The organism is Pseudomonas tensinigenes (assembly GCF_014268445.2).
Taxonomy (GTDB): Bacteria; Pseudomonadota; Gammaproteobacteria; order Pseudomonadales; family Pseudomonadaceae; genus Aquipseudomonas; species Aquipseudomonas tensinigenes.
Map to the genome: position 1 here is coordinate 839,895 of NZ_CP077089.1, position 14,160 is coordinate 854,054.

The 14,160-nt window shown below is 59.8% G+C and carries 9 protein-coding genes and 2 tRNA genes; 7 read left to right on the forward strand and 4 right to left on the reverse strand.

The features are described from left to right. Positions 1–81 precede the first annotated feature (81 nt). The 5 genes from hflK (at position 82) to HU718_RS03680 (ending at position 7,043) form a co-directional block, all read left to right on the forward strand. On the forward strand, positions 82–1,254 hold the full coding sequence (hflK, locus tag HU718_RS03660) for an FtsH protease activity modulator HflK (protein WP_007915828.1): 1,173 nt from the start codon (positions 82–84) through the stop codon (positions 1,252–1,254). Then, the gene (gene hflC, locus HU718_RS03665) at positions 1,254–2,123 is read left to right on the forward strand and encodes a protease modulator HflC (protein WP_007915830.1); all 870 of its coding nucleotides are present in this window, start codon (positions 1,254–1,256) and stop codon (positions 2,121–2,123) included. Before hflK ends, hflC begins: the two co-directional genes overlap by 1 nt. A gap of 313 nt (positions 2,124–2,436) precedes the next feature. After that, positions 2,437–3,624, forward strand: a complete 1,188-nt coding sequence (locus HU718_RS03670; RefSeq protein WP_007915833.1) for an ATP phosphoribosyltransferase regulatory subunit — start codon at positions 2,437–2,439, stop codon at positions 3,622–3,624. Between the two features lie 54 nt (positions 3,625–3,678). Then, positions 3,679–4,968 (forward strand): adenylosuccinate synthase, encoded by a 1,290-nt coding sequence (locus tag HU718_RS03675; protein WP_016984782.1) that lies wholly within the window; start codon positions 3,679–3,681, stop codon positions 4,966–4,968. Between the two features lie 140 nt (positions 4,969–5,108). Next, a complete protein-coding gene (locus tag HU718_RS03680; RefSeq protein WP_110719632.1) occupies positions 5,109–7,043 on the forward strand; it encodes a methyl-accepting chemotaxis protein in 1,935 nt (644 codons plus the stop codon). 108 nt (positions 7,044–7,151) lie between these two features. On the opposite strand, the gene HU718_RS03685 is transcribed toward HU718_RS03680, so the two are convergent. The 4 genes from HU718_RS03685 to HU718_RS03700 form a co-directional block, all read right to left on the reverse strand. Continuing rightward, positions 7,152–8,717, reverse strand: coding sequence for an ABC transporter permease (locus tag HU718_RS03685; protein WP_186612910.1), 1,566 nt, complete (start codon positions 8,715–8,717; stop codon positions 7,152–7,154). Beyond that, on the reverse strand, positions 8,717–9,727 hold the full coding sequence (locus HU718_RS03690; RefSeq protein ID WP_186612908.1) for an extracellular solute-binding protein: 1,011 nt from the start codon (positions 9,725–9,727) through the stop codon (positions 8,717–8,719). Before HU718_RS03690 ends, HU718_RS03685 begins: the two co-directional genes overlap by 1 nt. A gap of 191 nt (positions 9,728–9,918) precedes the next feature. Then, positions 9,919–10,005 (reverse strand) — tRNA-Leu (locus tag HU718_RS03695). A 180-nt stretch (positions 10,006–10,185) separates the two neighbouring features. Beyond that, positions 10,186–10,272, reverse strand: a tRNA-Leu gene (locus HU718_RS03700). A gap of 225 nt (positions 10,273–10,497) precedes the next feature. Here HU718_RS03700 and rnr point away from each other — a divergent pair. Together rnr and rlmB are read left to right on the forward strand one after the other, a co-directional pair. After that, positions 10,498–13,128: a ribonuclease R gene (gene rnr / locus HU718_RS03705; protein WP_186612906.1), complete on the forward strand. Its 2,631-nt coding sequence runs from the start codon at positions 10,498–10,500 to the stop codon at positions 13,126–13,128. Continuing rightward, on the forward strand, positions 13,125–13,889 hold the full coding sequence (gene rlmB, locus HU718_RS03710) for a 23S rRNA (guanosine(2251)-2'-O)-methyltransferase RlmB (protein ID WP_150707165.1): 765 nt from the start codon (positions 13,125–13,127) through the stop codon (positions 13,887–13,889). Before rnr ends, rlmB begins: the two co-directional genes overlap by 4 nt. Positions 13,890–14,160: the final 271 nt, after the last annotated feature.

Sequence of the window (14,160 nt, forward strand, 5' to 3'; positions counted from 1 at the left end):
GTTGTGCCGCAACGGCAGGCATTCTGTAGCATTGGTCGGCGCGCCGTGGGTGCGTCTTTGCTTTATCAGATGGAGAGCGCTATGGCTTGGAATGAGCCGGGTGGCAACTCGAATAATCAGGATCCTTGGGGTGGCAAACGCCGCAATAACGGCGACCGCAAGGGGCCACCGGATCTCGACGAGGCCTTCCGAAAGCTGCAGGAAAGCCTGAACGGGTTGTTCGGTGGTGGTAAGAAACGTGGTGATGATGGCGGTGGTTCGGGCAAGAGCAGTGGCGGCTTCGGCGGTTTGCTCGGCATCGGCCTCGTTGTGCTGGCGGCTGTCTGGCTGTACAGCGCGGTTTACGTAGTGGACGAGCAGGAGCAAGCCGTGGTGCTGCGCTTCGGCAAGTACTACGAGACTGTCGGCCCGGGCCTGAACATCTACTTCCCGCCGATCGACAAAAAGTACATGGAAAACGTCACGCGTGAGCGTGCCTACACCAAGCAGGGCCAGATGCTGACCGAAGACGAGAACATCGTCGAAGTGCCGCTGACCGTGCAGTACAAGATCAGCAACCTGCAGGACTTCGTGCTGAACGTCGATCAGCCGGAAATCAGCCTGCAACATGCGACCGACAGCGCCCTGCGCCACGTGGTGGGTTCCACCGCCATGGACCAGGTGCTGACCGAAGGTCGTGAATTGATGGCCAGCGAAATCAAGGAGCGTCTGCAACGTTTCCTCGATACCTATCGCACCGGTATCACCGTTACTCAGGTCAACGTGCAGAGCGCAGCGGCACCGCGTGAAGTGCAGGAAGCCTTTGACGACGTGATTCGCGCCCGTGAAGACGAGCAGCGTTCGCGCAACCAGGCTGAAACCTACGCCAACGGCGTCGTGCCGGAAGCCCGTGGTCAGGCCCAGCGCATCCTTGAAGATGCCAACGGTTACCGTGACGAAACGGTCTCGCGCGCCAAGGGTGAGGCTGATCGCTTTACCAAGCTGGTCGCCGAGTATCGCAAGGCACCTGAAGTCACCCGCCAGCGTCTGTACCTGGACACCATGCAGGAAGTCTTCAGCAACACCAGCAAGGTACTCGTGACCGGTAACAAAAACGGCCAGAGCAACCTGCTTTACCTGCCGTTGGACAAGATGATTCAGAACAGTTCGGGCAGCAATGCACCGGTCACCGGTTCGGCTGCCGCCAGCAACAATACGGACGTCACGCCGCATGTCACTGACCTGCCGCAGTCGCGTACAAGGGAGACCCGCTGATGAGCAATAAATCGCTGATCGCCCTTATTGTTGGCGTCGTTGTGGTCCTGGTGGGCTGGAACTGCTTCTACATCGTCGCTCAGACCGAGCGTGCGGTGCTGCTGCAATTCGGTCGTGTGGTTCAGGCCGATGTTCAGCCAGGCCTGCATGTGAAAGTGCCTTACGTTAACCAGGTGCGTAAATTCGACGCACGTCTGATGACGCTGGATGCACCGACACAGCGTTTCCTGACCCTGGAAAAGAAAGCCGTGATGGTCGACGCTTATGCCAAGTGGCGCGTGAAAGATGCCGAGCGCTTCTACACCGCGACTTCCGGTCTGAAGCAAATCGCTGACGAGCGTCTGTCCCGTCGTCTGGAATCCGGTCTGCGTGACCAGTTCGGTAAGCGCACCCTGCACGAAGTGGTGTCGGGTGAGCGTGATGCACTGATGGCTGACATCACCGCATCGCTGAACAAAATGGCGGAAAAAGAGCTGGGTATCGAAGTCGTCGATGTCCGGGTCAAGACCATCGATCTGCCGAAAGAAGTGAACCGCAGCGTGTTCGAACGTATGAGCACCGAGCGTGAGCGTGAAGCTCGCGAGCACCGCGCCAAGGGTAACGAGCTGGCGGAAGGCATCCGTGCTGACGCCGATCGTCAACGCCGCGTGCTGCTGGCTGAAGCCTATCGTGAATCCGAAGAGGTTCGCGGTGACGGTGATGCCCAGGCCGCTGCGATCTACTCCAAGGCCTACGGTCAGGATCAGGAGTTCTATAGTTTCTACCGTAGCCTGCGCGCCTACCGTGAAAGCTTCGCGAACAAATCCGACGTATTGGTCCTCGACCCAAGCAGCGACTTTTTCCACTACCTGGAAAAAGCCAAGCCTTGATACGCCGTTGACCTGAATCATTCCGCCCGGCGGCTAAAACCTCGGGCGGGGTGATCCTTTGGGAAAACGTGTGTATGATGCGGCAGCCGGGAAATTCCCGGCTTTTTTGCGTCTGCACGTTTGATTGCTGTTTTTTGTTGCAGGCATCGGGTTGAATGGCCCGAGAGTATTTCGAGGAAAGTGATGGGCGAAGCCGCTAACAGGCCTTTCGCCGCGTCGTTCATGCGCGTGCGTTTTGAACGGTTCAGTCATTTTCTGCTTCACTCAAGGCTCGCCCGCAGGCTGGCCGCCCGGATCAAAGGGGAATGGCGTAATGGCAACGGTAGACCGCTGGCTGCTGCCAGATGGCATCGAAGAAGTACTGCCACCGGAAGCGGCGCGCATTGAAGTCGCGCGTCGTCAGGTGTTGGATCTGTTCCAGAGCTGGGGTTACGAGTTTGTCGTGACTCCCCATATCGAGTACCTGGAATCCCTGCTGACCGGCGCGGGCCAGGACCTGGATCTGCGTACCTTCAAGGTCATCGACCCGCAGTCGGGCCGGCAGATGGGTTTCCGTGCCGACATCACGCCGCAAGTGGCGCGCATCGATGCGCACACCCTGCGTCGCGAAGGCCCGAGCCGTCTGTGCTATGCCGGCAGCGTGCTGCACGCTCAGCCGCGTGCACTGTCGTCCTCGCGCAGCCCGATTCAGTTGGGCGCCGAGTTGTACGGCGATGCCAGCCCGAGCAGCGACGTTGAAGTGATCAGCCTGATGCTGGCCATGTTGCAACTGGCCGATGTGCCGGACGTGCACATGGACCTCGGTCATGTCGGCATCTACCGTGGTCTGGCACGTGCCGCCGGTCTGTCCGGTGAAGTCGAGCAGCAGTTGTTCGATGCATTGCAACGCAAGGCCATCGACGAGGTCATTACCTTGACCGAAGGCTTGCCGGCCGACTTGTCCGGCATGCTGCGCGCGCTGGTCGACCTGTGTGGCGGCCGTGAAGTATTGAGCGCTGCCCGCGAGCGTCTGGCCAATGCGCCGGCGCCGGTTCTGGCGGCACTGGAAGACTTGCTGGCGATCGCCGAGCGTCTGTCGGCGCGCTTCCCGGAGCTGCCGTTGTACTTCGATCTGGGCGAGCTGCGTGGCTACCACTACCACACCGGTGTGGTGTTTGCGGTGTTCGTACCGGGCGTTGGCCAGTCCATCGCTCAGGGCGGTCGTTACGACGACATCGGTGCCGACTTCGGTCGCGCCCGTCCAGCGACCGGCTTTTCCACCGATTTGAAAACCCTGGTGACCCTGGGGCGTGCTGAGATCGAGCTACCGTCTGGCGGTATCTGGATGCCTGACAGTACGGATGCGGCACTCTGGCAGCAGGTTTGCCAGTTGCGCAGTGAGGGTCAGCGTGTCGTTCAGGCTTTGCCTGGGCAACCTTTGGCCGCCGCCCGTGATGCGGACTGCGACCGGCAATTGATTCAGCAGAACGGGCTTTGGCAAGTATCGCCACTGGCTTCTTGAGTTTTCCTGCCGGCCATCGCCGGCACCAAGTTTGCGCGAATGAGGACAAGTGTTATGGGTAAGAATGTCGTAGTCCTGGGCACCCAATGGGGTGATGAGGGCAAAGGCAAGATCGTTGATCTGCTGACCGAACATGCTGCCGCCGTAGTGCGCTACCAAGGTGGCCACAACGCTGGCCACACACTGGTGATCGACGGCGAGAAAACCGTCCTGCACCTGATCCCGTCGGGCGTGCTGCGCGAAGGCGTGCAGTGCCTGATCGGCAACGGCGTGGTGGTTGCACCTGACGCCCTGCTGCGCGAGATCACCAAGCTGGAAGAGAAAGGCGTACCGGTGCGTGAGCGTCTGCGTATCAGCCCGTCCTGCCCGCTGATCCTGTCCTTCCACGTGGCGCTGGACCAGGCCCGTGAAAAGGCCCGTGGCGAGCTGAAGATCGGTACCACCGGTCGCGGCATCGGCCCGGCGTACGAAGACAAGGTTGCTCGTCGTGGCCTGCGTGTTGGCGACCTGCTGAACATGCCGCGCTTCGAAGACAAGCTGCGTGAACTGGTGGATTACCACAACTTCATGCTGGTCGGTTACTACAAAGAGCCGGCCATCGAGTTCGAAAAGACCCTGGCCGAGTGCAAGGAATACGCTGAGCTGCTGAAGCCGCTGATGCTCGACGTGACTGCCGAGCTGCACGACCTGCGTCGCGCCGGCAAAGACATCATGTTCGAAGGCGCCCAGGGTTCGTTGCTCGACATCGACCACGGTACCTACCCGTACGTGACCAGCTCCAACACCACCGCCGGTGGCGTGGCCACTGGTTCGGGCGTTGGCCCGATGTTCCTCGACTACATCCTGGGCATCACCAAGGCTTACACCACTCGCGTCGGTTCGGGTCCATTCCCGACTGAGCTGTTCGACGAAGTCGGTGCACACCTGGCCAAGCAAGGTCACGAGTTCGGTGCGACCACCGGCCGTGCCCGTCGTTGCGGCTGGTTCGACGCCGTTATCCTGCGTCGCGCGATCGATGTGAACAGCATCTCGGGCATCTGCCTGACCAAGCTGGACGTACTCGACGGTCTGGAAACCATCAACATCTGCGTCGGCTACAAAGATGCCGAAGGCAATGCTGTTGCGCCGACCGACGCTGACAGCTACGTAGGCCTGCAGCCTGTGTACGAAGAAGTACCGGGCTGGACCGAATCGACCGTGGGCGCCAAGACCCTGGAAGAGCTGCCAGCTAACGCTCGTGCCTACATCAAGCGCGTTGAAGAGCTGATCGGCGCGCCGATCGACATTATTTCGACGGGCCCGGACCGCAACGAAACCATCGTTCTGCGTCATCCGTTTGCTTGATAAGTCGTTGATGTAAAAACACAAAGGCCCCTTCATCGGGGCCTTTGTCGTTTATGCCTGTTGGACGGCATGACCTTTGCTGTGAATCTGTCTACAAGAGTGCCATCAAATTAATGGCGTCAGAAGTAGAGGTATTCACAGTGTCGGCCGTTCTCTCACTGTTACAAAGCCGTTTGTTGCGTCCCGTGTTCGTTACCCTTGGTATCGCCCTTTTGGTGCAGGTGTTGGTGGCCGTTGCCCTGACGCGGAGCACCGTCACGGCGCTGGAAGCTGATCTGGCGGTGCGTCTGGGTGCCGACAGCCAGAAACTCTCCGGCGAGCTGGAGCAGGCCGGGCGTGAAGTCACCTCAAGCCTCGATGCTTTGTCAGCCAGCACCCGTCAGCGGCTTACCGCCGGCCTGTCTTCGCGCCTGAAGGATGAGCAGGCGCAATTGCGTGCGACGCTGGAAAAGGATCTGAAAGATTCGGCCAATGACATGGCGCAGTTACTGGCCTCCGTCGCCCCGCGTGCCATGTGGGACAGCGACGTACCGACCCTGTCCGAATTCGCCCGCCGTGCCCAGCGTAATCCCAACGTGCTGTTCGTGGTCTACGACGACGCCACCGGCCAGCACCTGACCCGTTATCTCAACCGCGAAAACCCGATCAACAAGGCTTTGCTGGAAAAAGGCCAGGGTGAGCGTGCGCTGGATAAAGTGCTGGATGCAGCGAAGAACGATCCGTCGGTCTACTACCTTGAAGCCTCGATCAATCCCAACGGCGTGGAAATCGGCAAGGTGCTGATGGGTGTCTCCACAGCCTCGGTGGAAACCGATCTGGCGGCACTGGACAAGCGCTTCTCGGCGCTGATCGCCAGCAGTGATCAGTTGGTCGGCGACAGTCTCAAGGGCGCAGCAGCAGACAGCGCCAAAGCCATGCAGTCGCGCCTGCAGTCGGCGCAGTCCACTGCGACCGAGATGAAATCCAATACCGCCAATACCGTTCAGGAAGCAGCGGCAACCTTGCGCTGGCGGATCGGCATGGGCCTGGCGCTGGTCGGCTGTGGTGTGCTGCTATTGCTGGCAGTCGTGCTCGGCCATCGCGTGGTCAATCGCCTGAAGATGCTCAATGCGGCGATGGATGATCTGGCTGCGGGCGAGGGCGATCTGACCAAGCGAGTACAGATCAACAGCAAGGACGAAATCGGCGACATGGCTTCGGCGGTCAATCGCTTTGTGGATAAGTTGCAGCCGATCGTGCGCGAGGCGGGTGATGTCGCGCAACGCACCGGTGTGGAAATCGGCGCGATGACGTTGCGCAATGCCGGTGCGGATGCGGCAGCAGGTATGCAGCGTGATGAAGTAGCGGAGAGCCTGCGCGCGTTATCGCAGATGGCCGATGAGGCACAATCGGAAAGCCACGCGATGCAGGCGGCGTTGAAGCAAGTGGTCGATATTCGTCAGGCTACCGATGAAAACACTCGCACCTCTGCCAAGGTCGGCAGCTTGATCGAAGCGCTGGCCGGACAGGTTGATACCGGAGCAAAAGTCATCGAGCGGCTGGCGCAGCAGAGCGAGCAGATTGAAGTGGTGCTGACGGTGATCCACGGGATCGCCGAGCAGACCAACTTGCTCGCGTTGAACGCCGCTATCGAGGCGGCACGTGCCGGCGAAACCGGGCGCGGCTTTGCGGTTGTGGCCGACGAGGTGCGGGCGCTGGCGAGCAAGACGCAAAGCTCCACCGGCGATATTCAGGCGCACATCGTCGCGTTGCAGCAGGGCGCGCGTGAGGCGGTCGAGGCGATCGGTCAGGCCGGGCGTCAGGCCAGCGAAGGCTTGCTAGTGTTGCGTGACAGTGCGCGCTTACAACAATCGGTGCAGGCCTCGGTCGAGCAGGTGCACGCGGCGATTGGTCTGGCAACTCAGGCAGCGGCGCATCAGGCGCAAGGTGCGCAGGCGGTGCGCGGGCGAGTCGAAACGATTCATGCACAGGCCGAGAAAGCGGCGCAGGCGGTGGTGGAAACCACGGCCAGTGGCAAGGTGCTGGATGGTTTGGCGGCGCAGCTGAAGGCGAGTCTGGGGCAGTTCAGGGCTTGAGGTTGTTTGGGCGGGCCTCTTCGCGAGCAGGCTCGCTCCCACATAGATCGCGTTCCTCTGATGGGACTCGGTCAGAATGTGGGAGCGAGCCTGCTCGCGAAAGCGGCATCAGCGGCTCAGATACATCCGGGTCGTCAGCAAATAAACCGGCAATCCCGATACCAAAATCAACAACGCCGCATAAGGCGCCGCCGCCGCAAACTCAACATTCGCGGTATGCGCCCAGACTTCGGTCGCCAACGTGTTCAGCCCGGTCGGACTCAACAGTAGCGTCGCCGTCAATTCCTTCATCGCATCCAGAAACACCAGTGCAAACGCCGCGCCCAATGCCGGGAAGATGATCGGCAACGTCACCCGGCAAAACGCCGTAAATGACGAAGCGCCCAGCGTCCGCGCAGCCTCTTCCAGTTGCGGTGCCGCCTTGTTCAGTGCCGTGCGAATCGGCGCCTGCGCCAATGGCAGAAACAGCAGCGCATAAGCGATCAGCAGCAACCCCGAAGTCTGGTACAGCGCTGGCACGTAATGCAGGGCGAAATACACCAGCGTCAACGCAATCACCAATCCTGGCAGTGCATGCAGCAGATATGGCAAGCGTTCGGCCCAGATCGCCAGTTGGCCTTTGTAGCGCACGACCAACAATCCGACCGGCACCGCCAGCACCAGGCACAATGCCGCACCGCCAAGAGAAAGCGCCAAAGACGAGAGCAGGGCTTCAGTAATCGCCGCCACCGGAAAAGCCGCCGACGAACCGACCGCGAGCCAATACGCCAGCATCCCCAGTGGAATCCCGCTGCCGACAATCGCCAGCATCAGGCAATACAGCTGACCGACTGCTGCCCATGGTCCGAGTCGAACCTGTTCAGCCTGCCGCGCCGCGCCTTGCCCGGTGCGCACGTGCCGGCCTTTGCCGCGTACGCGCAGTTCCAGCCACAGCAACACCAGGCACAGCGCCAGCAATACGGCCGACAGCATCGCCGCGTTTGCATTGCTGAATTCCAGTTCGAATTGCTGATAGATCGCCGTGGTGAAAGTTTGCAGGCCGATGATCGACAGTGCGCCGAACTCCACCAGCATGTGCAAAGCAATCAGCAGCGAACCTGCCAGCAGCGACGGCCAGAGCAGTGGCAGGGTGACACGGAAAAACACGCCCCATCGATTCTGCCCGAGGGTGCGGGCAGATTCTTCAAGAGAAGGATCGAGATTGCGCAGCGTCGCGGCGACTGGCAGAAAGATCAGCGGATACTTCGACAGGCTCATCACCAGAATCGCCCCGCCAAGCCCTTCGAACTGCGCACTCAAAGAAACCCAGGTGAAGCTGCTGACAAACGCGGGCACCGCGAACGGCAGGCACAGAATCACGCCCCACAGGCGTCGCCCCGGCAAGTTGCTGCGCTCCAGCAGCCAGGCCAGCGACAGACCGATCACGCCGCACGTGAGGGTTACGCCAACCATCAATGCCAAGGTGTTGCGCAGCAGGCCGAACACATACGGGCGCCACAGCAAGTGCAAGGCCTCGGCCCAGCCGGCCTGCCAGGCTTTGAGCCCGACATAGGCCAGCGGCAACAGGCTCAGTACCACCAGCAGCAACACCGGCAGCACCAGCCAGATCGATGGCCGTTTGCGCCTTGGCACGTAACCCCCGCGCGCGGCGGGGGCGGATAACGATGCGGCCATCAGTTCAAGCCAACTTCACGTTCCAGTTCCAGCGCTTCTTCGGCGTTGCCCAGATCGGCTGGCGTTACGTTCGGCGCTTCCAGTTCACTGAATGGCTTGAGTCCGCGATCCGATTCCATGCCTTTGTGCAGCGGGTATTCTGCGGTGGTCTGGGTGATCACGCGCTGACCTTCTTCGCTGGCCATGTAGGCAAGGAATTGCTGGGCTTCTTTTGGATGTTTGCTGGATTTCAGCACGGCAGCGCTCGATACGGTGATCAAGCCACCGACGTCGCCACCGGTGAAGTAATGCAGTTTCGAATCCAGTTTGCCTTTCTCGCGTTGCAGGGCGAACCAGTAGTAGTTGTTCACCAGCACGGTAGCGACTTCACCGTTTTCCACGGCTTTGAGCGCAACCATGTTGTTGCTGTAGGTCTTGCCGAAGGCGCGCAGGCCGGTGAGCCATTCTTCGGCGGCGTCGCGACCGTGCATCTTGATGATAGCCACGGCCTGTTCCTGGAACGCGCCGCTGGTCGGTACGAAACCGACTTTGCCTTGCCACTGCGGATCGGAGAATTCCATCACCGATTTCGGCAGGTCTTTTTCATCGACCATTTTCGGGTTGTAGGCGACCACACGAACGCGGGCAGTCACGCCGATCCAGGTGCCGTTACCGGCGACATATTTTTCCGGGAGCACAGCCAGAGTGGTGTCATCGGTTTTGGCCAGCAAGCCCAGTTCGCCAAGATTGTTCAGCGGCGGCGATTCTTCGGTGTAGATCACATCGGCGGGGGAGCGGTCGCCTTCTTCGATGATCTGGCTGGCGAGCTGATTGCTGCTGCCTTTGCGCACATTGACGTGAATGCCGGTCTTGGCTTCGAAGGCTTTGGCGATCGCGTCGCCGACTTCCTTGTGCTGGCCGTTGTAGAGAGTCAGGGAAACCGCATCGGCAGCCTGGGTGAGGGGAGTGGCGAGCGCCAGGCCGAGAAGGGTAAAGGTCAAGCCTCGGCGCAGGGTATTTCGAAACGTCATTCGCAGGGTTCCTCACTGTCGCATTGCAAAAACTTGCAACAATGATAAACGATATTGTTTCTCAAGTGCGCCTTGCGGTGGGGCTGGCGTTTTGATAGGCGGGGTGGTGATGGATTTCTGGAGGCCAGAAACGCAAAAACCCGCTTTCGCGGGTTTCTGTGAAATCCAAGGCCGTAACCTTGAATTTGAATTGGTGCCCAGAAGAAGACTCGAACTTCCACGACCGTAAGGTCACCAGCACCTGAAGCTGGCGTGTCTACCAATTTCACCATCTGGGCAATCATCGCTAGCGTTGCCGCTGTTGATGTGGCGCACTATACGGAGCGCCTTTTGATCTGTAAACCCCTGATTTAATTTTAATAAATCAGTTTTAAGAAAACCCGGGCTTAGAATGCAAAAAACCCGCTTTCGCGGGTTTTGTGTGAGTCTTGAAACTGATCTAGTCTCAAGCTCGAAATTGGTGCCCAGAAGAAGACTCGAACTTCCACGACCGTAAGGTCACCAGCACCTGAAGCTGGCGTGTCTACCAATTTCACCATCTGGGCAGTATCGGCTACGCTGTGCGTCGTCGATGGCGCGCACTATACGGAGCGTCTTTTTAACTGTAAACCCCTGTCAGCAAAAAATATGATTTTTTTTACCAGCGGTGGTCAAAACGGCTTTCCAGCTTCGATACAAGGCCTTAGTTGGGCCTTATATAGTCGGAAATTTCCCGTTTCATGGCGCCTATGCCAAACTAACCCGCATATAGACAAGGTGAAAACTCTCTAATGGCCGATTGGCAGTCCCTCGATCCCGAGGCCGCTCGTGAAGCGGAAAAATACGAAAACCCTATTCCTAGCCGCGAACTGATCCTGGCGCATCTCGCCGATCGGGGTTCTCCGGCTGCCCGCGAGCAACTGGTCGAAGAGTTTGGTCTGACCACAGAAGACCAGATCGAAGCCCTGCGCCGCCGCCTTCGCGCCATGGAGCGCGACGCTCAACTGATCTACACCCGTCGCGGTACGTACGCGCCGGTCGACAAGCTCGACCTGATCCTTGGCCGCATCAGCGGTCACCGTGACGGGTTTGGCTTCCTGGTGCCGGACGACGGCAGCGACGACCTGTTCATGAGCCCCGCGCAAATGCGTCTGGTATTCGACGGCGACCGTGCGCTGGCCCGTGTTTCCGGCCTCGACCGTCGCGGTCGCCGCGAAGGCGTGATCGTCGAAGTGGTTTCGCGAGCTCACGAAACCATCGTCGGTCGCTACTTCGAAGAGGGCGGCATCGGTTTTGTCGTTGCCGACAACCCGAAGATTCAGCAAGAAGTGCTGGTCACCCCGGGCCGCAACGCCAATGCGCAGATCGGTCAGTTCGTCGAGGTGAAAATCACCCACTGGCCGACGCCGCGCTTCCAGCCGCAAGGCGATGTGGTCGAAGTGGTCGGCAACTACATGGCGCCGGGCATGGAAATCGACGTTGCCCTGCGCACCTACGATATTCCGCACGTCTGGCCTGAGGCTGTTCTGAAAGAAGCGGCCAAGCTCAAGCCGGAAGTCGAAGAAAAAGACAAAGAGAAGCGCATCGACCTGCGTCATCTGCCGTTCGTCACTATCGATGGCGAAGATGCCCGCGACTTCGACGATGCCGTTTATTGCGAAGCCAAACCGGGCAAGCTGCGCCTGTTCTCCGGCGGCTGGAAGTTGTACGTGGCGATTGCCGACGTTTCCAGCTACGTGAAGATCGGCTCGGCGCTGGACAACGAAGCGCAAGTGCGCGGCAACTCGGTGTACTTCCCCGAGCGCGTCGTGCCGATGCTGCCTGAGCAACTGTCCAACGGCCTGTGCTCGCTGAACCCACACGTCGATCGTCTGGCCATGGTTTGCGAGATGACCATCTCCAAGTCCGGCGAAATGACCGACTACTGCTTCTATGAAGCGGTGATCCATTCCCACGCCCGTCTGACGTACAACAAAGTCAGCGCGATGCTGGAAACGCCGAAAATCACCGAGGCGCGTCAGCTTCGCGGTGAGTACAACGATGTTCTGCCGCACCTCAAGCAGCTTTATGCGCTGTACAAGGTTCTGCTGGCTGCCCGTCACGTCCGTGGCGCGATCGATTTCGAAACGCAGGAAACCCGAATCATCTTCGGTACCGAGCGCAAGATTGCCGAAATCCGTCCGACCACCCGTAACGACGCGCACAAGCTGATCGAGGAATGCATGCTGGCGGCCAACGTAGCCACTGCCGAATTCCTCAAGAAGCACGAAATTCCTGCGCTGTACCGCGTCCACGACGGCCCGCCACCGGAGCGTCTGGAAAAACTGCGTGCGTTCCTCGGTGAGCTCGGCCTGTCCCTGCACAAAGGCAAGGACGGCCCGTCGCCGAAGGACTATCAGGCCTTGCTGGCGAGCATCAAGGACCGTCCGGATTTCCATCTGATCCAGACCGTGATGCTGCGCTCGCTGAGCCAAGCGGTGTACAGCGCTGACAACCAGGGTCACTTCGGCCTGAATTACGAAGCCTATACCCACTTCACTTCGCCGATCCGTCGTTACCCGGACCTGCTCACGCACCGCGCAATCCGCAGCGTGATCCATTCGAAACAGGACACCCCGCACGTTCGTCGTGCCGGCGCGATGACCATTCCGAAGGCGCGTATCTATCCGTACGACGAAGCAGCGCTGGAGCAGCTCGGCGAGCAGTGCTCGATGAGCGAGCGCCGTGCTGACGAAGCGACCCGCGACGTGGTGAACTGGCTCAAGTGCGAGTTCATGAAGGATCGCGTGGGCGAGTCGTTCCCGGGCGTGATCACTGCGGTGACCGGTTTTGGTCTGTTCGTCGAACTGACCGATATCTACGTCGAAGGCCTGGTGCACGTCACCGCGCTGCCGGGCGATTACTACCACTTCGACCCTGTGCATCACCGCCTGGCGGGCGAGCGCACCGGTCGTAGCTTCCGCCTCGGCGATACCGTTGAAGTGCGCGTGATGCGCGTTGACCTCGACGAGCGCAAGATCGACTTCGAGATGGCTGAAAAAACCATCAGCGCGCCGATCGGTCGGAAAAAGCGTGGTGCTGAAACTGCCGCACCCGCCGCGAAGGAAAAAGCCGAAGCGGCTCCAGCGAAAACCGCTGGTCGTCGTCCGGCGAAAGAAAAGGTCGCCGAAGCCTATCGTCCAAGCGACGCCGTGGCGAAAAACGCCGAGCTGCGCAAAAGCCGTGAAATGAAGAAAGCGCTGCTTTCCGACGCTAAAAACGGTGGTAAAGCGGCGTCCGGGGGAAAGACCGGACGGTCGGCGCCTGAAAAGGCCTCCGGCAGCAAGCCAGCAAAACCGAGCAAACACCGTAAAGGCCCGCCAAAAGCGGGTTCTGCTCCAGCCAAAAGTGGCGGGGCACGTAAACCGAAGGCGAAGTCATGAGTCAGTTGGAAAAAATCTACGGCGTTCACGCGGTAGAAGCGTTGCTGCGTCACCACCCGAAACGCGTCAAGCAGATCTGGCTGGCGGAAAGCCGCAACGATCCGCGCGTGCAGACGCTGGTTGAGCTGGCCAACGAAAATCGTGTCCAGGTCGGTCAGGCCGAGCGTCGTGAGATGGACGCCTGGGTTGAAGGCGTGCATCAGGGAGTAGTCGCGGAAGTCAGCCCGAGCCAGGTCTGGGGCGAAGCAATGCTCGATGAGCTGCTTGATCGCACTGAAGGCGCGCCACTGTTGCTGGTGCTCGACGGCGTGACCGATCCGCACAATCTCGGTGCCTGCCTGCGTTCGGCCGATGCGGCTGGTGCGCTGGCGGTAATCGTGCCGAAAGACAAATCGGCAACTTTGACCCCGGTCGTGCGTAAAGTCGCTTGCGGCGCGGCGGAAGTGATTCCGCTGGTGGCCGTAACCAACCTTGCGCGTACGCTGGAAAAGCTTCAGCAGCGCGGTCTGTGGATTGTCGGTACGGCGGGTGAGGCCGAGGTCAGCATTTATGACCAGGACCTGACCGGCCCGACCATTCTGATCATGGGTGCCGAAGGCAAAGGCATGCGTCGCCTGACTCGCGAACACTGCGACTATCTGGTGAAGCTGCCGATGGCCGGTAGCGTCAGCAGTCTGAACGTATCCGTGGCAACTGGCGTGTGCCTGTTTGAAGCGCAGCGTCAGCGCGGTGCGAAGGCCAAGGCTGCCACGAAGAAGTAGTCTTGAGCTGAAAGCGGTTCAAATGTGGGAGCGAGCCTGCTCGCGAAAGGGGTGTGTCAGACGACATTAATGTTGCCTGATGTATCGCTTTCGCGAGCAGGCTCGCTCCCACAGTGTTTTGTGGTGTGGCATAAATGGGTGGTTGTTCAAATAATCACCAATTGCCTTGCACCTCTTCTGTCCCTTCTCTACAATTGCGCCCCTTGCTGTGACGGCAGGCACGCATGTGCCCCGCGCCAGCAAGTCCATAAGTGTCATTCACTCCTTGTCT

Coding starts and splice junctions, on each gene's coding strand:
- rnr (WP_186612906.1), top strand. CDS start 10,498: ATGGCCGATTGGCAGTCCCTCGATCCCGAGGCCGCTCGTGAAGCGGAA.
- HU718_RS03690 (WP_186612908.1), bottom strand. CDS start 9,727: ATGACGTTTCGAAATACCCTGCGCCGAGGCTTGACCTTTACCCTTCTC.
- rlmB (WP_150707165.1), top strand. CDS start 13,125: ATGAGTCAGTTGGAAAAAATCTACGGCGTTCACGCGGTAGAAGCGTTG.
- HU718_RS03670 (WP_007915833.1), top strand. CDS start 2,437: ATGGCAACGGTAGACCGCTGGCTGCTGCCAGATGGCATCGAAGAAGTA.
- hflK (WP_007915828.1), top strand. CDS start 82: ATGGCTTGGAATGAGCCGGGTGGCAACTCGAATAATCAGGATCCTTGG.
- HU718_RS03685 (WP_186612910.1), bottom strand. CDS start 8,717: ATGGCCGCATCGTTATCCGCCCCCGCCGCGCGCGGGGGTTACGTGCCA.
- HU718_RS03675 (WP_016984782.1), top strand. CDS start 3,679: ATGGGTAAGAATGTCGTAGTCCTGGGCACCCAATGGGGTGATGAGGGC.
- hflC (WP_007915830.1), top strand. CDS start 1,254: ATGAGCAATAAATCGCTGATCGCCCTTATTGTTGGCGTCGTTGTGGTC.